Source organism: Streptomyces sp. JH002, assembly GCF_050916115.1.
GTDB classification, from domain to species: Bacteria; Actinomycetota; Actinomycetes; order Streptomycetales; family Streptomycetaceae; genus Streptomyces; species Streptomyces xiamenensis.
Map to the genome: position 1 here is coordinate 3,310,862 of NZ_CP087989.1, position 23,373 is coordinate 3,334,234.

Annotated in this window: 18 protein-coding genes and 1 riboswitch; of the genes, 10 read left to right on the plus strand and 8 right to left on the minus strand. The window is 72.1% G+C overall.

Annotation, left to right across the window (positions count from 1 at the left end):
* The first annotated feature begins 61 nt into the window (after positions 1–61).
* Positions 62–175: riboswitch (TPP riboswitch) on the plus strand.
* Positions 170–1,768, plus strand: a complete 1,599-nt coding sequence (gene thiC / locus H7827_RS15065) for a phosphomethylpyrimidine synthase ThiC (RefSeq protein ID WP_386535902.1) — start codon at positions 170–172, stop codon at positions 1,766–1,768. (Overlaps the previous riboswitch by 6 nt.)
* A 29-nt stretch (positions 1,769–1,797) precedes the next feature.
* On the opposite strand, the gene H7827_RS15070 is transcribed toward thiC, so the two are convergent.
* Positions 1,798–2,724 carry a BRO-N domain-containing protein gene (locus H7827_RS15070; RefSeq protein WP_432745737.1) on the minus strand — a complete coding sequence of 309 codons (927 nt, stop codon included), beginning with the start codon at positions 2,722–2,724 and terminating at the stop codon, positions 1,798–1,800.
* Between the two features lie 182 nt (positions 2,725–2,906).
* Between H7827_RS15070 and H7827_RS15075 the strand changes: the two genes are divergently transcribed.
* A complete protein-coding gene (locus H7827_RS15075; RefSeq protein ID WP_432745739.1) occupies positions 2,907–3,608 on the plus strand; it encodes a DUF2637 domain-containing protein in 702 nt (233 codons plus the stop codon).
* Between the two features lie 214 nt (positions 3,609–3,822).
* On the plus strand, positions 3,823–4,623 hold the full coding sequence (locus tag H7827_RS15080; RefSeq protein WP_432745741.1) for an SAM-dependent methyltransferase: 801 nt from the start codon (positions 3,823–3,825) through the stop codon (positions 4,621–4,623).
* On the opposite strand, the gene H7827_RS15085 is transcribed toward H7827_RS15080, so the two are convergent.
* The 6 genes from H7827_RS15085 to hisC all read right to left on the minus strand — a co-directional run bounded on the left by H7827_RS15085 (position 4,620) and on the right by hisC (position 14,532).
* Complete coding sequence (locus H7827_RS15085; protein WP_432745743.1) at positions 4,620–5,369, minus strand: SDR family NAD(P)-dependent oxidoreductase; 750 nt, start codon at positions 5,367–5,369, stop codon at positions 4,620–4,622. The genes H7827_RS15080 and H7827_RS15085 overlap by 4 nt on opposite strands.
* A gap of 37 nt (positions 5,370–5,406) precedes the next feature.
* Entirely contained in the window at positions 5,407–7,035 is a 1,629-nt protein-coding gene (locus H7827_RS15090) for a sensor histidine kinase (RefSeq protein ID WP_432745745.1), read from the minus strand.
* 14 nt (positions 7,036–7,049) lie between these two features.
* On the minus strand, positions 7,050–10,640 hold the full coding sequence (gene cydD, locus H7827_RS15095; RefSeq protein ID WP_432745747.1) for a thiol reductant ABC exporter subunit CydD: 3,591 nt from the start codon (positions 10,638–10,640) through the stop codon (positions 7,050–7,052).
* 39 nt (positions 10,641–10,679) lie between these two features.
* Positions 10,680–11,684: a cytochrome d ubiquinol oxidase subunit II gene (gene cydB, locus H7827_RS15100; protein WP_432745749.1), complete on the minus strand. Its 1,005-nt coding sequence runs from the start codon at positions 11,682–11,684 to the stop codon at positions 10,680–10,682.
* A gap of 20 nt (positions 11,685–11,704) precedes the next feature.
* On the minus strand, positions 11,705–13,246 hold the full coding sequence (locus H7827_RS15105) for a cytochrome ubiquinol oxidase subunit I (RefSeq protein WP_200366040.1): 1,542 nt from the start codon (positions 13,244–13,246) through the stop codon (positions 11,705–11,707).
* Positions 13,247–13,386: 140 nt separating this feature from the next.
* A complete protein-coding gene (hisC, locus tag H7827_RS15110) occupies positions 13,387–14,532 on the minus strand; it encodes a histidinol-phosphate transaminase (protein WP_432745751.1) in 1,146 nt (381 codons plus the stop codon).
* A gap of 323 nt (positions 14,533–14,855) precedes the next feature.
* On the opposite strand from hisC, the gene H7827_RS15115 reads away from it, so the two are divergent.
* From H7827_RS15115 to H7827_RS15125, 3 genes are all read left to right on the plus strand, one after another.
* On the plus strand, positions 14,856–16,022 hold the full coding sequence (locus H7827_RS15115; protein ID WP_030732437.1) for a LacI family DNA-binding transcriptional regulator: 1,167 nt from the start codon (positions 14,856–14,858) through the stop codon (positions 16,020–16,022).
* Positions 16,023–16,201: 179 nt separating this feature from the next.
* Positions 16,202–17,182 carry a metallophosphoesterase gene (locus H7827_RS15120; protein ID WP_386535934.1) on the plus strand — a complete coding sequence of 327 codons (981 nt, stop codon included), beginning with the start codon at positions 16,202–16,204 and terminating at the stop codon, positions 17,180–17,182.
* Between the two features lie 237 nt (positions 17,183–17,419).
* Positions 17,420–18,535, plus strand: coding sequence for a hypothetical protein (locus tag H7827_RS15125; protein WP_432745754.1), 1,116 nt, complete (start codon positions 17,420–17,422; stop codon positions 18,533–18,535).
* Between the two features lie 24 nt (positions 18,536–18,559).
* Here H7827_RS15125 and H7827_RS15130 read toward each other — a convergent pair whose 3' ends face one another.
* Positions 18,560–19,453, minus strand: a complete 894-nt coding sequence (locus H7827_RS15130; RefSeq protein ID WP_432745756.1) for an HAD family hydrolase — start codon at positions 19,451–19,453, stop codon at positions 18,560–18,562.
* A gap of 98 nt (positions 19,454–19,551) precedes the next feature.
* On the opposite strand from H7827_RS15130, the gene H7827_RS15135 reads away from it, so the two are divergent.
* From H7827_RS15135 to H7827_RS15150, 4 genes are all read left to right on the plus strand, one after another.
* A complete protein-coding gene (locus H7827_RS15135; RefSeq protein WP_200366048.1) occupies positions 19,552–20,481 on the plus strand; it encodes an LLM class flavin-dependent oxidoreductase in 930 nt (309 codons plus the stop codon).
* A 117-nt stretch (positions 20,482–20,598) separates the two neighbouring features.
* Entirely contained in the window at positions 20,599–21,552 is a 954-nt protein-coding gene (locus tag H7827_RS15140) for an ABC transporter ATP-binding protein (protein ID WP_386535943.1), read from the plus strand.
* Positions 21,549–22,454, plus strand: a complete 906-nt coding sequence (locus tag H7827_RS15145; protein WP_386535946.1) for an ABC transporter permease — start codon at positions 21,549–21,551, stop codon at positions 22,452–22,454. The genes H7827_RS15140 and H7827_RS15145 overlap by 4 nt, the downstream gene beginning before the upstream one ends.
* A complete protein-coding gene (locus tag H7827_RS15150) occupies positions 22,451–23,368 on the plus strand; it encodes an ABC transporter ATP-binding protein (protein WP_432745759.1) in 918 nt (305 codons plus the stop codon). Before H7827_RS15145 ends, H7827_RS15150 begins: the two co-directional genes overlap by 4 nt.
* The last annotated feature ends 5 nt before the right edge of the window (positions 23,369–23,373 follow it).

The window sequence follows — 23,373 nt, forward strand, 5'->3', positions numbered from 1 at the left end:
CAAGAGATTCCCGGGCGCACTGTTCAGCCGGGCCGGGGACCCGTTAGCGTAGGCGGCGATTATGTGACATCGCGGGAGCTCCGAGCACGGGGCTGAGAGGGCGCTGAACGAGCTGCGCCGACCGCCGAACCTGGTACCGGGTAATGCCGGCGTAGGGAGTTGGGTCGTCATGACCAAGCAGGACACACGTGTGCTCGGATCGCACAAGGGATATGTCACCGGATCGCGCCCGGACTTGCGGGTGCCGGTGCGGCGCGTGCACCTCACCGACGGGCGGGACGTCACGCTGTACGACACCTCGGGTCCGTACACCGACCCGGAGGTCACCACGGACGTACGGCGCGGACTGCCGCCGCTGCGCGCCGGATGGCTGGCCGAGCGCGCGGCGCGCCGGCGCCCCGCGGACGGGCTGACACAGCTGGCGTACGCCAGGCGCGGGGAGATCACCGAGGAAATGGAGTACGTGGCGATCCGGGAGGACCGCGCTCCCGAGTTCGTGCGCGACGAGATCGCGGCGGGCCGGGCGGTGCTGCCGGCCAACGTGAACCACCCGGAGGCCGAGCCGATGATCATCGGCAAGAACTTCCTGGTGAAGGTGAACGCCAACATCGGGAACTCCGCCGTCACCTCCTCCATCGAGGAGGAGGTGGAGAAGATGCGCTGGGCGACCCGCTGGGGCGCCGACACCATCATGGACCTGTCGACCGGCAAGGACATCCACACCACCAGGGAGTGGGTGCTGCGCAACTCCCCGGTGCCGGTGGGAACGGTGCCGCTGTACCAGGCGCTGGAGAAGACCGGCGGCCGGGCGGAGGAGCTGAGCTGGGAGATCTTCCGCGACACGGTGATCGAACAGGCCGAACAGGGCGTGGACTACATGACCGTGCACGCCGGGGTGCTGCTGCGGTACGTACCGCTGACGGCGCGCCGTACGACGGGGATCGTCTCGCGCGGCGGCTCGATCATGGCGGCCTGGTGCCTGGCGCACCACGAGGAGAGCTTCCTCTACACCCACTTCGCCGAACTGTGCGAGATCCTGCGGGCGTACGACATCACCTTCTCGCTCGGGGACGGGCTGCGGCCGGGTTCGATCGCGGACGCCAACGACGAGGCGCAGTTCGCGGAACTGCGGACGCTGGGCGAACTGAACCGGATCGCCAAGTCCCATGACGTGCAGACCATGATCGAGGGCCCCGGGCATGTCCCGATGCACAAGATCAAGGAGAACGTCGACCTGCAGCAGGAGATCTGCGAGGAGGCGCCGTTCTACACGCTCGGGCCGCTGACGACGGACATCGCGCCCGCGTACGACCACATCACGTCGGCGATCGGGGCGGCCATGATCGGATGGTGGGGCACGGCGATGCTGTGTTACGTGACGCCGAAGGAGCACCTGGGGCTGCCGGACCGGGACGACGTGAAGACCGGCGTGATCACGTACAAGATCGCGGCGCACGCGGCGGATCTGGCCAAGGGCCATCCCGGTGCGCAGCGGTGGGACGACGCGCTGTCGCAGGCGCGGTTCGAATTCCGCTGGGAGGACCAGTTCAATCTCGCGCTCGACCCGGACACGGCGCGGGCCTTCCACGACGAGACGCTGCCGGCCGAGCCGGCGAAGACGGCGCATTTCTGCTCGATGTGCGGGCCGAAATTCTGCTCGATGAAGATCTCGCACGACATCAGGGCCGAGATGGACCGTAAATCGGAGGAGTTCGCGCAGGCCGGGAACCGGGTGTACCTGCCGCTGGCGGAGACCGACGGGAGCTGACGGCAACCGCGCGTTCCGGCTGACGCCGGTCAGGGCAACGCGTACACGGGTGCGTTGTGCAGAATGCCGATCTGGCGGATGCAGTGCCGCCTGAGGAGAAAGCGCAGACTGTCGTGCACCCGGGCCGAGCTGAGGCCGGTGCGGGCGGCGATCTCGTCGACGGACCAGTTGACCCGGCCGTCGGTGACGAGGGCGGGGGCGAGCAGCACGGCGACGGCCCACACGTCGTCGGTGACCGTGAGCCGCTCCCGCCAGCCGGCCAGCAGTTCCTCGGCGCCCCGCCCCCGCGCGCGGGGCGCCGTGCGCTGCCGGGGCACCCGCGGTGCCGGTGCGGGGCCGAGCCGGTCACGGATGCCGCCGAGCACGTCGGCGACGCACCGCAGGGCATCCGCCATCTCCCGCCGTGCGGCGTTCGCCTCGCGCTGCAGGGCGGCGAGCGCCGCGTCATCGCGCAGGGCGCGCTCCTCCAGCCGCACGATCGCGTCGGCGACCTGGGGCGGCACGGCGTACGCGACGGGGGCCCCGGGGGCGGCGGGCTGGAGCTCGGCGGCGGGCAGGGAGTAGGAACCCTCGCGCTGGATGGTGACGATGACCTCGGTGATCCATCGCTTGAAGGGACGCGCAGCGGGTTTGCCGGAACCTGCGACCAGCATCAGCAGCCCGGGGAGATTCACGATCAGCATGTTCTTCTTGAGCCCGTGACCTGCGGGAACGGACGAACCATATCCCCTGGTTAGAGTTCCCAGAAACGTTCGTGAGTCCGGTGGGACGTGGTCGTTCAAGGTCTTGGTCGTGTTGGTGTAGCCGAGCTCCCTGATCACGTCGGCCGCCGGGAACCAGTGCTCGCCCTCCGGGGTGGTCAGCCGCCGGACGCGGGCGCCGGTCGCCGCGAAGACGAAGTCGCCGATGTCGATGGCGTCGTGGTGCGGGACCGGCTGACGCTGCTGATCATTCATGTTTGTACGGTAAGCGTGCCTTTCCGCCATGTTGCTCCGAACGAACTGAAGTTCACCCGGGAGTGGGATATTCAGTCGCAATTCCGAGATAAGCCGTGGCATTCATCGTTTCATTAATAAATAAACTGGACATTCACTCCAATGCCACGCATCGAGGCCAAATGCAGTGTCGTTGGCGGAGTATGACTCCACAGAATCCCTCGGCCCACCCCGAACCCCCTTACGGATCGGTCCTGTACGAGGCGGAGGACACCCAGCACCTGCTGCGGAACGGCGAAGGGAACTGGCAGTTCGACGGCGATCTCGCCCAGCTTCTCCAGGCCGCCGCCGCCCCCCAGCCGACCCCCCGCCACCCGGCACCGGCGCACGCCGCCCCCGTACCCGACGCGGGCGACCCCAGCGCCCGCCACCGGCGGCCCCGGCGGCGCGTTCCGCTGCCCAGCCGGCCCGGCCCGGTGCAGTGGCTGCGCTGGAGCAGTCTCCTCATCGCCGCCTCCCTCACCGTCATCGCCGCCATGCTCAGCATTCTCGGCGGTCTCATCTCGTACGTGCCGCTGCGCGAGATGGTCTCCCCGACCGCCGCCAGCGGGCTCACCGGCTGGTGGCCGGTGCTGATCTACGGGCCGTGGCTGGTCGCGTCGCTCTCGATCGTGCGGGCCGCCCTGCACCAGCGCCGGGCCGCCCACTCCTGGGCCGTGGTGATCTTCTTCTCCGGTCTCGCCGTCTACCTCTGCGTTGAGCAGGCCGCCAACACGGTCACCGATCTGGCCGTCGCCGGGCTGCCGCCGATCTCCGCGCTGGTCGCCTTCCACCAACTGGTGCGCCAGATCACCCTGATCAACCCGCCCCGGCACGCCGTCCCGCAGCCCCGCCCCGCCAGGTGACCGCCCGCATGTCCGGGAACGGGCGGATCCCCCGGTGGCGCACCGCGGCCCCGCCCCGCCCGGTGGCCGGAACCGCCGGCGTTCCCGCGGACTTGGGAGGGCGGGGACGGCGTGCCGGACGGTCCCGCCGGCCGTGACCGCACCCCTCCCGCCCCAGCCTGCCCAGCATTAAGCTGACGGTCACTCACCACGACGGCGGCGGAGGGGCACTGCGATGAGCGACGAGGTCATCCCGGGGATCGACCTGAGCCGGCCCAGCATCGCGCGGACCTACGACTACCTGATCGGCGGCAAGGACAACTACGCCGTGGACCGGGAGTTCGGCGACCAGTTCATCGTGAAGCTGCCCGGCGCCGTGCAGATCGCCATCGACAACCGGCAGGCGCTGGTGCGGGCTGTCGGGGACATCGCCGGTACGACGGGGATCCGGCAGTTCATCGACTTCGGCAGCGGCCTTCCCACCGCCGACAACGTGCACCAGGTCGCCGAGCGGCACGTCCCCGAGGCGCGCGTGGTGTACATCGACAACGACCCGATCGTGCTCGCCCACGGCCGGGCGCTGCTCGCCGAGAACGAGCACACCGTCGTGATCCAGGCGGACCTGCGCCGTCCCCGTGCCATAAGGGAGGACCCCGCCCTCCTGCGGCTCATAGATTTCGACCGGCCGGTGGGCGTCATTCTCTCCGCCGTGCTCCATCACCTCAACGACGACGAGGACCCGTACGGCGTCATGCGGTTCTGGCGGGAGGCGGTGCCCTCCGGCAGCCACTTCTTCATCAGCCACTTCCGCAGCCGCCGCGACCCGGAGTCGGCGAAGCTGGAAGGGCTGCTCCAGGGCTCGCTCGGCCGGGGCCGCTGGCGCACGGACGAGGAGATAGCCGCGCTGTTCGAGGGCCTGGACATCCTGGAGCCCGGCATCCGGCCCGCCGCCGAGTGGCGGCCCGTGCTGGAGCACCGCTCGTCGCTGACGATCTGGCAGCAGCTGATCGTCGCCGGCGTGGCGGTCAAGCCCTAACGGCCGCGCTCCGCACCGCCGTTGACCTGGATGACCTGGGCCGTGATGTGCCCGGCCGCGTGCGAGGCCAGCCAGAGCAGGGTCTGCGCCACATCACCGGGCTCGCCCGCCCGGCCGTTGAGGGTCTCGGCCACCCGTGCCCGGCGCCGTTCCTGCGACATGCCGCCGCCGAAGAACTCCGTGTCGTCGACCAGCCCCGGCGCCACCACATTGACCGTGATGCCGCGCGGTCCGAACCGCCGTGCCAGGTCGAAGGCGTAGGGGTGCAGGGCCGCCTTGCTGCCGCCGTAGCCGCCGGCCCCCGAGCCGCGCAGGGCGGCGATCGAGGACAGGAACAGCACCCGACCGCCCGGTGAGGCCAGCCGGTCCCGCAGCGCCTCGGTCAGCAGCACCGCCGTCAGCGTGTTGATCCGGAAGGACTCGGTCCACTCGTGGGCCGCTGCCACCAGCGGGTCGCTCCCGTCACCGGGCGGAGCCGGGGCGAGCCCGCCCGCGTTGTGGATCAGCACGTCCACCGTGCCGAACCGCTCCCCGATCACCGCCGCCGCCCGCGCCACCTGATGGGGGTCCGTCAGGTCGGCCGGTACCGGCACCGCCCCGTCGATCCGCTCCGCCGCCCGTTCCAGTACGTCCGCGCGGCGCCCGATCAGCACCGGGGTGTCGCCCCCGCGCGCGAACGCCTCCGCCGTGGCCAGGCCGATGCCCGTGCCGCCGCCGCTGATCACCACTGTGCGCCCGCTCACCATGGGCGAGACCGTACCCGCACGGGTGCTCGGCTGTCACTCACAGCGGCACCTGCCACACCAGGGCGAGGCCCCGGTCGAACAGGCCCGGGCCCAGGTCGGCCGAGCCGCCCAGCGCCGTGGCCCGGTCGGTCAGATTGCGCAGCCCGCTGTACCGGGGGGCGCCCTCGGGCGGGAGGCCGACGCCGTCGTCCGCGACCGTCAGCCGGACCGCCTCCCGGCCGTCCGGCAGGGTGACGGTGGCGTCCACCGTCACCTCCACCCGGCCGGCCCGCGCGTGCCGGGACGCGTTCGACAGCGCCTCGCGCAGCGCGGCGATCAGGTTCTGCGCGACGCCCTCGCCCACCCGGGTGTCCACCGGCCCCGTGAAGGACACCGACGGCGCGAAACCCAGCCCCTGGGCGGCGGTGCCGGTCTCCCGCAGCACCCGGGTGCGCAGTCCGGCGTGCGCCTCGTCCGGGTGCTGCTGGAGCGCGAAGATGGTGGTGCGGATCTCCTGGATGGTCGCGTCGAGTTCGGAGACCGCCTTGGCCAGCCGTTCGTCGGTGTCCTGGGAGGCGCCCTCGGGTGCGGCGCGCCGGGCTCCCTCCAGCAGCATGCCGACCGCGAAGAGCCGCTGGATCACCAGATCGTGCAGGTCGCGCGCGATCCGGTCGCGGTCCTCGTACACCGCCAGCGCCTCGCGGTCCGAACGGGCCTGTGCCAGCACCAGGGCGAGCGCCGCCTGCTGCGCGAACTGGGTGGCCATCGCCCGCTCGGGTACGGAGTAGACCTCGGCGCCGGGGGCCCGGGGAAGGCCGAGGGCGCCGAGGGTCTTGTCGCCGCTGGTGAGCGGCAGCAGCATGCAGGGGCCGAAGTGCTCGGCGAAGCGGGGAGCGGTGAGCCGGGGGTCGGTGGCGGCGTCGTCGATGAAGACAGGTTCGCCGGAGAGCAGACCGGCGATGGTCTCGGCGTCGACGGGCAGCGCGCTGCCGATCAGCGGCGGGCCGCCGGGTGAGGCGCTGGCGGCGACCACCTCCAGGACCGTCCCGGGTTCTTCGGTGGGTACCAGCACCAGTCCCGCGTCGGCGTCGGCGAGCCGTCTGGCCTGCTCGGCGACGACCGCGAGCGCGTTGTCCACGTCCTCGGCCAGCAGTGAGGCGGACAGTTCCACGCTGCCGTCCATCCAGCGGGCCTGCTGGCGCACCGCCTCGTACAGCCGGGCGTTGCCGACCGCGATGCCCGCCTCGGTGGCCAGGATGCGGAGCATCTGGAGGTCCTCGGGGGTGAACGGCTCCCCGCCGGGCTTGTCCGCCAGATAGAGGCCGCCGAAGCCGGCCCCGTGCACCAGGATGGGGACGCCGATCATGGGGGCGTTGCCGTCGGGCTCCGCGCGCTGCAGGGGCCGGCCGCCGCGTTCCAGCAGTTCGGACAGGAGCTGGTCGCGGCCGGGGATGCCGGGGTCACGGCCGTGGGTGACGAACTCGCCGACGCGTTCGCCGTCGTCGGTCAGTACGGCCAGCGCGGCGTACCGGGCGCCGGCCAGTTCGGCGGCGGTCCCCACGATCCGCCCCAGCAGGGTGGGCAGCTCCACATCGCCGCCCAGTGAGGTCATGGCGGCGAGCAGCCGGGGCATCCGGCGGGCCAGCTCCGGGCTGAGCGGTGGCGCGGGTGCCTCCTGCTGTGTCATAGCAGTGAGAGTAATTAGTCCGGCTTTGCGGCGAAAGTCGGGATCGGTGATCGCGGCTGCCGCTCCGCCCCCGCCTCCGCTTCGGCCTCCCGCTCCAGCATCCGGCGGAACGGACCCCCCACGGCGGCCAGCTCGGCGTACGGGCCGCGCTGTACGGGGCGGCCGGCCGCCAGGACCAGCACCTCGTCCACCGCGTCGAGTCCGGCCAGCCGGTGCGTGATGAGCACGGTGGTGCGTCCCTCGGTGGCCGCCAGCAGGTCCTGGGTGAGCGCGTCGGCGGTGGGCAGATCGAGGTGTTCCGCGGGTTCGTCGAGGATGAGGACGGGGAAGTCCGCGAGCAGCGCGCGGGCGAGGGCGAGCCGCTGGCGCTGGCCGCCGGAGAGCCGGGCGCCGTGTTCGCCGACCTCGGTGTCCAGGCCCTCGGGCAGCGCGTCCACCCACTCCAGCAGCCGGGCGGCGGCCAGCGCGGCGCGCAGCGCCTCGTCGTCGGCGGTGGGGGCGGCCAGCCGGAGGTTCTCGCGCAGGGTGCTGTCGAAGAGGTGGGCGTCCTGGGCGCACAGGCCGATGTGGCGCCGTACGGTGTCGCCGTCCAGCGCGGCGGCCGGGGTCCCGTGCAGGGTGTAGCCGCCGGGGTCGGTGGGGTCCAGAAAGCGCAGCAGCACCTGGGCCAGGGTGGTCTTCCCGGCGCCGGAGTGGCCCACGACCGCGATCCGGTGGCCGGGGGTGAGGTCCAGGTCGAGTCCGTCCAGGGCGGGCGGGGTCCCGGGGGCGGCGCCCGGGTAACGGGCGGTCAGTCCGCGCAGCCGCACGGGGAACGGGGTGGTGGGGGCGGCGGCCGGCCGGGCCGGTTCCCGGACGGGGGCGGGGGCGTCCAGCACTTCCCGGATCCGTTCGGCCGCACGGCGGGCCCGCTGCCGGTGCTGCACGGCCAGCGGCAGGCCGAGGACCGCCTCGAAGGCGGCCAGCGGGATGAGAACGACGGTGGCCAGCCAGACGCCGTTCAGGTCTCCGCCGGTCACGGCCGGGACGCCGGCCCAGGCGGCGGCGGTGACGGTGAGGCCGGTGGTCAGGGCGAGCAGTCCGCCGGCCAGGCCGGTGACGGCGGCGGAGCGGGCGGCGATCCGGGTCAGCCGGGAGTCGGCCTCGCGGACGGCGCCCAGCTGGGCGGGGAGCGCCCCGGCCACGGTGAGTTCGGCGGTGCCGGTGAGGAGATCGACGGTGCGGGTGGACAATTCGCCCCGGGCGGGGGCCAGCCGGCGGTCCGAGCGGCGGGCGAGGGCGGCGCTGAGGGCGGGGACCGCCACCCCGGCGAGCAGCAGTCCGGCGGCGAGGATGGCACCCGCGAGGGGCAGCAGCCAGGTGGTGAAGGCCACGGCGGCGACCGATACCGTGCCCGCCGCGACGGCGGGCAGCAGCCAGCGCAGGAAGTAGTCCTGGAGGGCGTCGACATCGGAGACGACCCGGGAGAGCAGGTCCCCGCGCCGGGTGGTGCGCAGCCCGGCGGGTGCGAGCCGCTCCAGACGCCGGTAGACCGAGACCCGGAGCCCGGCGAGGATCCGCAGCACCGCGTCGTGGCTGATGAGGCGTTCGGTGTAGCGGAAGACGGCCCGGCCGATGCCGAACGCCCGGGTCGCGGTCACGGCGACCATGAGGTAGAGGATGGGCGGCTGTTCCGAGGCCCGTGAGATCAGCCAGCCGGAGACGGCCATCAGTCCGGTGGCGGAGCCGAGGGCCAGGGCTCCGAACACGGCCCCGAGGACGAGCCGGCCCCGCCATCCGGCCCCGGTCCGCCGCACCCACGCCAGCGGGCCGAGGGTTCCGGGCGCGGGGGTGGCCCCCACGGTGTCCGCCGCATCCGTCTCTTCGGCCGTATCCGCCGGGTCGGGGTGTCCGGCCGCCGCGCGGTGCTGGTCCGGGTCGGCGCCGACCGCACCGGTCGGCCGGGCCGGCGGGGTGTGCCGCTCCCTCTGGTCGGGTGCGCCGCCGAGGTGGTGTTTCACGTGAAACACCCGATCGGCCGCGGCCAGCAGAGCGGGGCGATGGGTGACCAGCAGCACCGTACGGTCGGCCGCCAGAGCGGTGATCGCCGCGACCACCTCCGCCTCGGTGGCGCCGTCCAGGGCCGCGGTGGGTTCATCCAGCAGCAGGATCGGGCGGTCGGCCAGCAGGGCACGCGCCAGGGCCACCCGCTGGCGCTGACCGGCCGACAGTCCGTTTCCGGAATCGTCCAGTCGGCGACCGGGGTCCAGGTCGCCCGCTGCCGCCGCCCGCAGTGCCGCGAGGACCTCCTCGTCGGTTGCCTCGGGCCGGGCCAGCCGTACGTTCTCGGCGATCGTGCCGGCGAACAGCCGGGGGTGCTGCGGCACCCAGGCGATCCGGCGGTGCCAGGCGGCCAGATCCACCGTGGACAGGTCGGTACCGCCGACCAGCGCCCGCCCCCGTACCGGCTGTGCGAAGCCCAGGACGGCGTTCAGCAGAGTGCTCTTGCCGGCCCCTGAAGGGCCGGTCAGCGCCACGGTCTCACCGGGGGAGAGCGTCAGAGTGGTGGGTGCCAGGGAGTCCTGCTGCCGGCCGGCATGGCGGATCACCACGCCGTCGAGCGCGATCGCCGCGTTCTCCGGCGGCGCCACCGTGCCGCTGCCCCGGTCCGGCTCGGTCTCCAGGACCTCGAAGACCTCGGCCGCCGCCGACAGGCCCTCCTGTGCGGCATGGAACTGGGCCCCCACCTGGCGCAGCGGCAGATACGCCTCCGGCGCCAGGATCAGCACCACCAGACCGGTGTAGAGGTCGAGTTCGCCGTGCACCAGCCGCACGCCGATGCTGACGGCGACCAGGGCCACGGAGATGGTGGCCAGCAGTTCCAGCGCGAAGGAGGACAGGAACGCCACGCGCAGCGTGCGCAGGGTGGAGCGGCGGTAGTCGGAGGTGATGGCCCGGATGTTCTCGGCCTGCGCTGTGGCCCGGCCGAACACCTTCAGGGTGGTCAGTCCGCCCACCACATCGAGGAAGTGTCCGGACAGCCGGGCCAGTTGCCGCCACTGGCGGTCCATCTGGGCCTGGGTCGCCCAGCCGATGAGGATCATGAACAGCGGGATCAGCGGCAGCGTGCCCGCGATGATCGCCGCCGAGACCCAGTCGTCCGTCACGATCCTGGCCAGCACGGCCACCGGCACGACCACCGCCAGGCCGAGCTGCGGCAGATAGCGCGCGAAGTAGTCGTCCAGCGCGTCCACGCCCCGGGTGGCCAGCGCGGTCAGCTCCCCGCTGCGCTGTCCGCTCAGCCAGCCGGGCCCGAGCCGGGTGGCGTGGCCGAGCAGCCGGAGCCGCAGCTCGGACTTGACGGCGGCGCCCGCCCGGTGGGCGGCCAGTTCGGTCAGCCAGGCCACCAGGCCGCGCCCCAGCGCGGCGGCGCCGAGCAGCAGCAGCGGGGTGCGCAGCTCCGCCGGTTCCCTGCCGTCCTGGAAGGTGCCGGCCACGATCTCGGCGATGAGCATGGCCTGCCCGATGAGCAGGACCGCGCCGGCCAGCCCCAGGACGACCGAGGCGGCGAGAAAGCCCCGGGTCGCGCGGGCGTGCTGGAGCAGTCGCGGGTCCACGGGCTTCATCGGTCCACTCCCTCGCTGCCTCGGCCGTCGCCGCGCACGTCAGTGTGCCGCCGGCGCGATGTGCTGGGTCCCGATGCGCTTGCGGAACACCCAGTACGTCCAGCCCTGGTAGAGCAGGACCACCGGGGTGGCGATGGCCGCGCACCAGGTCATGATCCTCAGGGTGTACGGGCTGGAGGCGGCGTTGTCGATGGTCAGGGTGCCCGCCGGGTCCCCGGTGGAGGGCATGACCTCGGGGAACAGCGCCAGGAACAGCATGGCCACCGCGGCCACGATCGCCACCCCCGACCAGGCGAAGGACCAGCCCTCGCGTCCCCTGGTGTTGGCCGTCAGCGCGGCGCCCAGCGCGACCGCCGCGACCACCAGGGCGACCAGGGTACGGCTGTCGCCGCTCTCGCTCTGGGTCCACAGCAGGAAGCCGGCGGCCGGCGCCATGGCGGCCAGGCCGAGGCCGGTGGCCAGCCGCCTGGCCCGTACCCGGATGTCGCCGACCGTCTTGAGCGCCGTGAAGACCGCGCCGTGGAAGGTGAACAGCACCAGGGTGAGTGCCCCGCCGAGCAGGGCGTACGGGTTGAGCAGGCCGAAGACGTCGCCGGTGTACTCGTGGGCGGCGTCCAGCGGTACCCCGCGCACGATGTTGGCGAAGATGACGCCCCACAGGAAGGCGGGGATCGCCGAGCACCAGAAGATGGCGTGCTCCCAGTTGCGCTGCCAGCGCTCCCCCGGCCGCTTGGCGCGGTACTCGAAGGCGACGCCGCGCACGATGAGGCTGAGCAGCACGGCGAGCATGAGGAGGTAGAAGCCGGAGAAGAGCGTGGCGTACCAGTCGGGGAAGGCGGCGAAGGTGGCTCCGGCGGCGGTCAGCAGCCAGACCTCGTTGCCGTCCCAGACCGGCCCGATGGTGTTGATGAGGACGCGCCGCTCGGTGCGGTCGCGGGCCAGCGTCTTGGTCAGCACGCCGACGCCGAAGTCGAAGCCCTCCAGGAAGAAGTAGCCGATCCACAGGACGGCGATGAGCGCGAACCAGAGGTTGGGGAGTTCCATCACATGCTCCTGACGGACAGCTAGTAGGAGAAGGCCATGGGACGGTCCACCGGCTTCGGGCGGTCCGGGTCGTCCGGGTCATCGGTACGGTCGTGGCCGCCGATCCGGGTCGGCGGGTTGCGGTCCGCGTCGGTCAGCTCCGGCGGTCCGGCCTTGGCGTACTTGGCCAGCAGCCGCACCTCCACCACGGCGAGGATCGCGTACAGCAGCGTGAAGAGCGTCATGGAGGCGATGACCTCGCCCTGGGAGACGCCGGGCGAGACCGCGTCGGAGGTGCGCAGCACCCCGTACACCACCCAGGGCTGCCGGCCGGTCTCGGTGAAGATCCAGCCCCAGGCGTTGGCGATCAGCGGGAAGAGCATGGTGAGCAGGGCCAGCCGCCAGTAGCCGCGGGTGAGGGTGGGGCCCAGTTCGCGGTCGCGGGTGAGGGCGAGGCGCGGGACGGTCTCCTCGTCGGTGCGCAGCCGTTCGGAGAGCCACAGCCGGCGGCGGGTGAGCCACAGTCCGGCGGCGCCGAGCGCGAAGGAGGACATGCCGAACCCGATCATCCAGCGGAAGCTCCAGTAGGCCACCGGGATGTTGGGGCGGTAGTCACCGGGTCCGTACTGCTCCTGCATCGCTTCGTTGGTGTCGTTGATGCCGGGGACCGGGTCGCTGAAGTTGTCGTGGGCCAGGAAGGACAGCAGCCCGGGGATCTCGATGGCGACGTCGTTGTGGCCCCGGGCGACGTCACCGATGCTGAACAGCGAGAACGGTGCCGGTGCCTGGGTGTCCCACAGGGCCTCGGCGGCGGCCATCTTCATGGGCTGCTGGTCGTACATGATCTTGCCGAGCCGGTCGCCGGAGAAGGCGGTCAGCATGCCGGCGACGACCATGGTGATCAGGCCCAGCCGCAGCGAGGTGCGCATCACCGGGATGTGCTGCCTGCGGATGAGGTGGTAGGCGGCGATGCCGACCATGAAGGCGCCGCCGGTGAGGAACGCGGCGGTGATGGTGTGCGCGAACTGCGCGACGGCGGTGTTCTGGGTGAGGACGTGGACGATGTCGGTCAGTTCCGCCCGTCCGGTCTCCTCGTTGATGCGGTAGCCGACCGGGTGCTGCATCCAGGAGTTGGCGGCCAGGATGAAGTACGCGGAGAGCACCGTGCCGATGGCCACCATCCAGATGGTGGCGAGGTGGATCTTCTGCGGCAGCTTGTCCCAGCCGAAGATCCACAAGCCGATGAAGGTGGATTCGAAGAAGAAGGCGATGAGGGCCTCGAAGGCCAGCGGGGCGCCGAAGACATCCCCGACGAACCGGGAGTAGTCCGACCAGTTCATGCCGAACTGGAATTCCTGGAGGATCCCGGTCACCACGCCGAGCGCGATGTTGATGAGGAAGAGCTTTCCCCAGAACTTCGTGGCCCGGAGGTACTTCTCTTTGCCGGTGCGTACCCAGGCGGTCTGCAGGCCGGCCGTGAGGGAGGCGAGCGAGATCGTCAGCGGTACGAAGAGGAAGTGGTAGACGGTGGTGATACCGAACTGCCACCGTGCCAGTGTCTCGTCGGCGAGCGCCAGATCCACGGGGGTCTCCTTCCCTGCGCCCCGTACCTTGTGAACGTATTCACATTCACAAGTACGATGATGGCACACCGCTCCCGGGGTCCCTCAGGGGGGCCCGAAAGCGGTGCCGCACGATAAAAGCGCAGGTCAGAAGGGTGAGATCAGGAGGAGGCGAGGTCGCGGAAGGCCGCCGCCGTGGCCAGCACCACATCGTTGGCCTCGGGCTCGGCGACGGTGATCCGTACGCCCTCCCCACCGAACGGCCGCACCATCACCCCGGCCTCCTCACAGGCCGCGGCGAAGCGCGCGGTGTCCGCGCCCAGGCGCAGCCACACGAAGTTCGCCTGGGACTCCGGCACCGTCCAGCCCTGGTCCCGCAGGTCCCGCGTCACCCGGGTGCGCTCGGCGACCAGCGCGGCCACCCGCTCCAGCAGGGCGGGCTCGGCACGCAGCGAGGCGATCGCCGCGTTCTGCGCGATCTGGCTCACCCCGAACGGCACCGCGGTCTTGCGCAGCGCCGCCGCCACCGGCTCGTGGGCCACCGCGAAACCCACCCGCAGCCCGGCCAGCCCGTACGCCTTGGAGAAGGTGCGCAGGACACAGACGTTGGGCCGGTCCCGGTACAGCGCGATGCCGTCGGCCGCGGCGTCGTCCCGGACGAACTCCCGGTAGGCCTCGTCGATGACCACCAGCACGTCGCGGGGCACCCGGTCCAGGAAACGCGTCAGCTCGGCATGGCCCAGGGCGGTGCCGGTGGGGTTGTTGGGGGTGCAGAGGAAGATGAGCCGGGTGCGGTCGGTGATGGCCTCGGCCATCGCGTCCAGGTCGTGCTCCTCGCCGTCCGTCAGCGGCACCTGTACCGAGGTCGCCCCCGAGATGCGGGTGATGATCGGATAGGCCTCGAAGGAGCGCCAGGCGTAGATCACCTCGTCCCCGGGGCCCGCCGTCGCCTGCAGCAACTGCTGGGCCACGCCCACCGAGCCGGTCCCGGTCGCCAGATGGCTCACCGGGACCTCGAAGTGCGCGGCCAGTTCGGCCAGCAGGGCGCCCGCCGTCATGTCCGGGTAGCGGTTGAAGGCGCCGGCCGCGCCGACGACGGCTTCCAGCACGCCGGGCAGCGGCGGGTACGGGTTCTCGTTGGAGGACAGCTTGTACACCGCCCGGCCGTCGGCGCGGTCGGCGGCGGGACGGCCCGGGACGTAGGCCGGGATGTCCTCCAGTACGGCGCGCAGCCGGGGGCCGGCCACCTCCGCGGCGGCGGACTGGGGTGCGGCGTCCCGCGGGGTGCCCTGGGAAGATACGGTCATCCTCCACACTGTATGAGGAAAGCCGCGCCAGGCGTATCCCCCGGGGCGTTCACGGTGACCGAGGTACAGCGCCCACGCGAAATTTCGCGCCGGTGGCGAGCGCCCTGGCGCGCCTCACTCGTGAGAGTGAACCGGCGCCCGTTGAATTCGAGTGAAGTGTTCGGAAGTAAGCGCCCGCACATCGGTTCTATCGCAGGGGAAGTGGCCGAATACTCCTGCTGATCCAAGGCAGAACGCCTAGTTGACCATGCAGAAACGTAATCGCGCCCCCCACGCTTCGTCGGCTCAGCAAGCCCCGCCCCCGGGCCTACCATCAGGTCGCCATGACAGCAGCGAAGCATCAGGTGACTCGGTCCGCCGGGCGCCGGCCGAGCGGGCGGGCCGGCATCCGAGATGTCGCCGCGGCAGCCGGTGTCTCGATCACGACTGTCTCCGACGCGCTCAACGGTAAGGGCCGGCTGCCCGACGCCACCCGCCGTCACGTGCGCAGCGTGGCGGACCGCCTCGGCTACCGCCCCTCGGCCGCCGCCCGGACGCTGCGCACCGGGAAGTCCGGGCTCATCGGGCTCACCGTCACCACCTACGGCGAAGAACCCTTCACCTTCACCGAGTTCGCCTACTTCGCCGAGATGGCCAGGGCCGCCACCTCCGCCGCCCTCGCCCGCGGCTACGCCCTGGTGATCCTCCCGGCCACCTCCCACCACCGTGACTTCGACGTCTGGTCCAACGTGGCGCTGGACGGCACCGTCGTCATCGACCCCGCCGACCACGACCCGGTCGTCACCGAACTCGTCCGGCAGGGCATCCCGGTGGTCTCCGACGGCCGGCCCGACGCCGCGCTCCCCGTCACCGCCTGGGTCGACAACGACCACGAGGCCGCCGTCCTGGGCCTGCTGGACCACCTGGCCGGCTCGGGCGCGCGCCGCATCGGCCTGCTCACCGGGACCAGCACCGACACCTACACCCGGCTGTCCACCACCGCCTACCTCAGCTGGTGCGAGCGGGTCGGCCAGGAGCCCGTCTACGAGGCCTACCCGGCACACGATCCGTGCGCCGGGGCGGTGGCCGCCGACCGGCTGCTGGCCAGGCCCGACCGGCCCGACGCCGTCTACGGCCTGTTCGACCCCAACGGCACCGATCTGCTGGCCGCCGCCCGCCGTTACGGCCTGCGGGTGCCCGACGACCTGCTGGTGGTGTGCTGCAGCGAGTCCCCCGTGTACGCCACCACCGAACCGCCCATCACCACCTTGTCCCTGAAACCGGGGCGGATCGGCTCCACCGTCGTCCAGCTGCTCATCGACGCCATCGAGCGGGCCGGGGAGCGCGGCCGTGAGCACGACCGCGACCGGGTACGGACGGCCGCCCGGGTGCCCTCGCACCAGCTCATGCCGACCGAACTCATCGTCCGTGCCTCCTCCCAGCGCACCGCCCACAGGATCGCGCGCACCACGGTCACCGCACCGCGCACGCCGCCTCCGGGCGATCGCTAGTTTCCGGCCGCCGCTTCCGGCAATATCGTCTTACGACAGAACCTCGGCGCCCCGGCGAACCATGCCGGGGGATCGTCACACCCGGGTGTGTCACAAGTGAGCGGCTGGATTCCTATGATGGGCGAATGAGACCGGGATCCGGCCGAAACGGCAGGTCCCGCAGGTGAAGGCGGCGTGTGATGGTGGAGGGGTCGATGACTCACGGGGCCGACGAGGGACCCAAGACGTGGCAGGGCGCGACCGAGGGCGGTCCGGCCATTCCCCCGCGGCCCGCGCAGGAGCCCGATCTGTACACCCCCACCGTGCAGGACCTGCCGGTGCTGGAGGGCGCGGGGCCGCTGTACGTGGTCGGTGACGTCCACGGCTACCTGGACGAGCTGCGCGCCGCCCTGCGGGCGGCCGGGCTGACCGACGCCGAGGACCGCTGGGCGGCCGGCAACTCGCGGCTGTGGTTTCTGGGGGACTTCACCGACCGCGGCCCGGACGGCATCGGCGTCATCGACATGGTGATGCGGCTGTCCGCGGAGGCCGCAGCCGCCGGCGGGTACTGCAAGGCGCTGCTCGGCAACCACGAACTGCTGTTCCTGGGCGCCAGCCGGTTCGGTGACACCCCGGTCGAATCCGGCGCCGGCACCGCCTCCTTCCACGCCGCCTGGATGCTCAACGGCGGTCAGCGCGCCGACATGGAACGGCTGCGCGACCACCACATCCAGTGGATGTCCCGGCTGGACTCCATGGCCGTGGCGGACGGCCATCTGCTGCTGCACTCCGACACCACCGCCTATCTCGAATACGGCGAGAACGTCGACGACGTCAATGACGCCATCTGGCAGGCCCTCGCGCGCAATGACGCGGAGGAGACCTGGGACCTGTTCCGTAAATTCACCAAACGCTTCGCCTTCCGGGACGAGGGCGGGCCGCAGGCCGCCCGCGAACTGCTGGACGTCTACGGCGGTCTGCGCATCGTGCACGGCCACAGCCCGATCCCGTATCTGACCGGCGAGCCCGCCGAATCCGAGTCGGGCGACCCCGACGCGCCGGACGCCGCCCCCCGGATCGACGGCCCGCACCTGTACGCCGATTCCCTCGCCATCGCGATGGACGGTGGCGTCACCATGGCCGGAAAGCTGCTGGTCGCCCGACTCCCCCTGGATGATTGAGCGTTCGCTCCCTGTTGTACGGAGTGCGCGGCCCTGAGGGCGGGCAGGTGAGAGACGGGGCCCACAACGCCCCGGGGGTGCCAGATATCCCTCTGGCGAGGGCGGTGGAGAGAAAGTTTCCGGCAATGTCCTATCACGGGGCGCCGGAAGCCCTTTACCATCAGTCCCTCACCAGCTCTCTGCCCACCCTGGCCGCTCGGTCGGCAGGAAGGCCCTTCGGAGCATCTGGGGATTTATATGAACAGCGCTCAGGATGTGCTGCCAGAGGATCGCGCTGAATTCGAGCGCGTCCTCGACGAGGCGTTGCGCTCGGCCCGGCCGGGGGACGGCGGCGCGGACGCCACCGTCGTACGCCGGGTACGGGAGGCCGCGCTGGAGGCGCGACCGCAGCTGACCGCCACGGCGGCCGACGAGTACCACCGCTATGTCCGGCTGCGCGAGCAACTGCGGGCCCCCGACGGGGCGCTGGGCGCCCCGGAGCGTTCCGGGGGCGGCAACCTCGCGGTGATCTCGGTGCTGATCCCGGTGCTGGCGGGCATCGCGGCCGTGGTGTTCCTGCTGGTCGGCTACGGCATGGGGCTCTCCGACGACGAGGCGGGGGTGGCCGGATCGATGCGGGACATCGGCTGGGTGTTCGCGCTGTTCGCCGCGTTCGGACTGCTGCTCGCGGTGGCGGGTCTGGTCGTCACCGCGGCCCGCAACGGCTCTGCCTCCGCCATCAGGGCCGGCGACCGGGCGCCGGGGCGCGGCGGTCTCGCCGGTGACGTGGCGGAGGCGCGCGAGGACTGGCGGCGGGCCCTGGCGGAGCGCGGCATCGGGCCGTTCCTGCGCGAGATGGCGGCGCTGCGCGACGGCGGCCCCGGCGCGGACGGCGGACACGGGGACGGCGGGCGGAAGACGCCGCAGCTGCGGTTCTCCAGCCCCGACTTCTCCAGCCCGACCGGCGGCGCACCCCGTACCGCCCCGCGCGCCGGCCGCGCGGAGTTCTCCCAGCCCCGCTTCTCCAGCCCGGAGTTCTCCACCCAGGGCAACCCGGAGGAGGGCGCGCGGGCCAAGGGGTACGCGGCGCCCGACTTCTCCTCGCCCGAGCGCGGCGGCGGCGCGAGCCGCGGCTACTCCGCCGGTGAGTTCTCCGCCGGCGATTTCTCCGCGGGGGAGTACTCCGCGGGTGAGTTCGCCAGCCCGGACTACTCCTCGGGCGGCAAGGACGGCGCCGCGCAGGGCGAGCGTCCCGGGAAGGGGTACGCGACCCCCGGTTTCGGCAGCCCCGACTACGCGGGGCCGCGCCGCAGGGGCGAGAAGGGCGACGGCGAGGGCACCACGGAGGGCACGGGCGGCGAGAACCGCCCGTAGTCCGCCGCCCGGCCCCGGCCCGGCTCAGAACCGGGCGAGCAGCCGCTCGATGACGACCGCCACCCCGTCCTCCTGGTGGGAGGCGGTGCGCCGTGCGGTGCCCGCCAGCACCGCCGGGTGGGCGTTGGCCATGGCGTAGGCGCGGCCCGCCCAGCCGAGCATCTCCAGGTCGTTGGGCATGTCCCCGAACGCCACCACCTCCTGCGCGGTGACGCCCCGCCGGGCGCAGTGCAGGGCCAGCGTGCTGGCCTTGCTGACGCCGGGGCCGCTGATCTCCAGCAGGGCGGTGGGCGAGGAGCGGGTGATCTCGCCGCGCCCGGCGGCCACCGAGCGGGCCAGGGCGAGGAAGGCATCCGGGTCGAGTGTGCGGTGGTGCGCCAGCAGCTTGAGCAGCGGCTGGCCGGCGTACGGGCTGTCGTCCGCGAGCAGTTCCTCGACGGGGGTGACGCCGACGACGGTCGGGTCCTCCTCGTGCAGCGGGGGGTAGCCGGTGGCGTAGTGGATGCCGCCGGTGCGTTCGACGGCGAAGGTCACCCCGGGGGCGACGGCCCGCAGGGCCGCGATCAGGGCGAGCGCGTTGCCGACCGGCAACGGGCGGGCCGCCAGCAGCGCGCCGCCGCGGCGCAGATCGATGAGCGAGGCGCCGTTGCCGCAGATGGCGATGCCGCCGTGGGCGTGCTCACGCAGCGGGGTGACCCAGCGGGCGGGGCGGCCGGTCACGAACAGCACCTCGATGCCGGCGCGGGCGGCGGCGGCCAGCGCGGCGGCGGTGCGGGGCGAGACGGTTCCGTCGGCGCGCAGCAGGGTGCCGTCCAGATCGGTGGCGATCAGCCGGGGGAGCGCGGCCCTGCTGGGCTGACGGGGGAGGAGGGTGAGGGTGCGGGCAACTGGCGGGGGCACAGAGTCAGGCACAGTCATGCAGCATATGCCCGCCCATGCGTGCAGGGGGCCCGCCCGGATGAGCCATTGCCCGGAAGCGGTGAATTCCTGACCGGAAAGGGCCTAGGCTTCCCCGCATGGCTGTTTCCCCCGCCCTCCCCCTGCGGCTCTCCACCGTGATCCTTCCCGTCTGGCGATGGCAGGAAGGGGGCCGGCGAAGCTGGCAGCACGCCGAGGACCTGGGCTTCCACACCGCGTACACCTACGACCACCTGTCCTGGCGCAGCTTCCGCGACCAGCCCTGGTTCGGCGCCGTGCCCACCCTGACCGCGGCCGCCGCCGTCACGGAGCGCATCCGGCTGGGCACCATGGTGATCTCGCCAAATTTCCGGCACCCCGTCACGCTGGCGAAAGAACTCATCACTCTCGATGACCTGTCCGGGGGACGGATCACCCTGGGCATCGGCGCCGGCGGCTCCGGATTCGACGCCACCGCGCTCGGCCACGACGCGTGGACGCCACGGGAGCGCGCCGACCGGTTCGCCGAGTTCGTCCCGCTGCTCGACCGGCTGCTGAGCGAGGGCGGCACCAGCGGTGTCTCGTACCGCGGCGACTTCTACTCCGCCCACGAGGTACGCAACATCCCCGGCTGTGTGCAGCGGCCCCGGCTGCCGTTCGCGGTCGCCGCCACCGGCCCGCGCGGCATGCGGCTCGCCGCCCGGCACGGACAGGCCTGGGTCACCACCGGCGATCCGAAGTCCCTGGACGGCGGCCCCGACGCGTTCCTGGCCGGGCTCGGCCGCCAGGTGGAGCGGCTGGCCGGCATCTGCGAGGAGGCGGGACGCGAGCCCGGCGCCCTGGACAAGATCGTGCTGGACTCCTCCCTCGCCCCCGACGTCAACCCCCTGGCGTCGGTGACCGCCTTCGTCGACTTCGCCGGACGCTGCGCCGAGCTCGGCTTCACCGAACTGGTGGTGCACTACCCGGTGCCCGACTCGGTCTACGCGGCCGACATGGACGTCTTCGAACGGATCGCCACCGACGGCCTCGCCCAGCTCACCAACTGAGCCGGCCCGGGCGCCGGCCCGCCGTGGTCCTCAGGGGCAGCGCTCCCCTTCCCCTAAGGGGAAAGGGAGCCACGAGAGTGAGGTACACGCCCGCCCACCGGCACTAGTGTCTGCCGGGTGAGTGTGATTGCGACCGAAAGCCTGAGCAAGCGGTACCCCCGGGTCACCGCCCTTGACCGGCTGACCGTGGACATCGGGCCCGGTGTCACCGGCCTGGTGGGGGCCAACGGAGCCGGCAAGTCGACGCTGATCAAGATCCTGCTGGGGCTCGCCCCCGCCAGCGAGGGCAGCGCGGCCGTCCTGGGCCACGACTCCGCCCGGGACGGCGCCGCCATCCGCGAGCAGGTCGGGTACATGCCCGAACACGACTGCCTGCCGCCCGATGTGTCGGCGACGGAGTTCGTGGTGCACATGGCCCGGATGTCGGGCCTGCCCGCCACGGCGGCCCGCGAACGTACCGCCGACACCCTGCGCCACGTCGGCCTCTACGAGGAGCGGTACCGCCCCATGGGCGGCTACTCCACCGGCATGAAGCAGCGGGTGAAGCTCGCCCAGGCGCTGGTCCACGACCCCAAGCTGGTGCTGCTGGACGAGCCCACCAACGGCCTCGACCCGGCCGGCCGCGACGAGATGCTCGGCCTGATCCGCCGCGTGCACACCGACTTCGGCATATCCGTGCTCGTCACCTCGCATCTGCTGGGCGAACTCGAGCGCACCAGCGACCACATCGTGGTCATCGACGGCGGCAAACTGCTCAAGTCGCAGTCCACCCAGAGCTTCACCGAGACCACCACCACCCTGCTCGTCGAGGTCACCGACTCCGACGCCCACCCCGACGGGGCGCTGGCGCTGCGCACCGCGCTGGCCGCCGCCGGCGTCGAACCGGTGGCGGAGCCCGAGGCCCTGCCCGGCGCGGCCCGCCTGGTCGTCGTCGAGGCGGACCAGGACAGCGTGTACGACACGGTCCGCGACACCATCGCCGACCTCGGCCTGGGCATGGTGCGCATGGAGCAGCGCCGGCACCGGATCGCCGAGGTCTTCCAGGAGGACAGGGAGGCAGCGGCCTCATGAGCGCACCCACCGAGCCCGCACCCGCCACCCCCGCGGCGCGGATCCACAACATCGGCTACCGCCACTACGACGGACCGCGGCTGGGCGTCTCCTACGCCCGGCTCTCCCTGTTCACCCACTCCCTGCGCGGCGCGTACGGGCTGGGCCGCTCGGCCCGCTCGAAGATCCTGCCCTTCACGCTGTTCGCCATCATGTGCGTGCCGGCCCTGGTCATGGTGGCGGTCGCGGTCACGGTCGGCATGAACAGCCTGCCGCTGGACTACACCAAGTACGCCCTGTTCATGCAGCCGATCGTCGGCCTGTACCTCGCGCTGGCCGGGCCGCAGCTGGTCTCCCTCGACCAGCGCTTCCACACGCTGCCGCTGTACTTCTCGCGGCCGATCGAGCACGCCGACTACGTACGGGCCAAGGTGGCCGCGCTGGCCGCCGCGCTCTTCGTGTTCACCGCCACCCCCGTGGTGCTGCTGTACGCCGGAGCCCTGCTCGCGAAGCTCCACGTGGTGGACGAGACCATCGGCTTCGGCAAGGGGCTGCTGACGGCGGCCGTCTTCTCGGTGCTGCACGCCGCGATCGCGCTGCTCATCGCCTCCCTCACCCCGCGCCGCGGCTTCGGCGTCGCGGCCATCATCGGAGCGCTGACCGTGCCGTACTTCGCGGTCACCGTGGTGCAGGCGGTCCTGGGCGACCAGGGCAGCGACGGCGCCATCGGCTGGCTGGGGCTGCTGTCCCCCGGTTCCCTGCTGGACGGGTTCCAGGGCGCGCTGCTGGGCGGGTCCACGGACTTCCCGTACGCGTACGTCCCCTCCGGCGCGATGGGCGTCGGCTATCTCGCGGTGATCATCGGGCTGACCGCCGCCTGCTACGCGCTGCTGCTGCGCCGCTACCGGAAGGCGGGACTGTGACCACCATCCGCATCGAGAACGCCTCGCGCTGGTTCGGCAACGTCGTCGCCGTCAACGACGTGAGTGTGTCGATCGGCCCCGGCATCACCGGGCTGCTGGGCCCCAACGGCGCCGGCAAGTCCACGCTGATCCACATGATGGGCGGCTTCCTGCCGCCGTCGGCCGGGGCGGTGACGCTGGACGGCGAACCGATCTGGCGAAACGAGAGCGCCTACCGGCACATCGGGCTCGTCCCCGAACGCGAGGGGATGTACGACTACCTGACGGGTGAGGAGTTCGTGGTCGCCAACGCCGAACTCCACGGCCTGCCGGACCCGGGCGCCGCCGCCAGGACCGCCCTGGCCACCGTCGACATGGAACACGCCGCGGACCGGCGCATCGACACCTACAGCAAGGGCATGCGGCAGCGCGTCAAGATGGCCTCCGCACTCGTCCACGACCCGTCGGTGCTGCTGCTGGACGAACCGTTCAACGGCATGGACCCGCGCCAGCGCATGCAGCTGATGGATCTCCTGCGCCGGATGGGCGAGGCGGGCCGCACCGTGCTGTTCTCCTCCCACATCCTGGAGGAAGTCGAACAACTCGCCTCGCACATCGAGGTGATCGTCGCCGGCCGGCACGCCGCCTCCGGGGACTTCCGCACCATCCGCCGGCTGATGACCGACCGGCCGCACCGCTATCTGGTGCGCTCCAGCGACGACCGCGCCCTGGCCGCGGCCCTCATCGCCGACCCGTCCACCACCGGCATCCACCTGGACGCCGAGGAGGACGGACTGCGGATCGAGGCGGCCGACTTCCCCCGCTTCACCGCCCAACTGCCCCGGCTGGCCCGGGAACACGGGATCCGGCTGCTGTCGGTCTCCCCGTCGGACGAATCCCTGGAGAGCGTCTTCTCCTACCTGGTCAGCGCGTAAGGAGC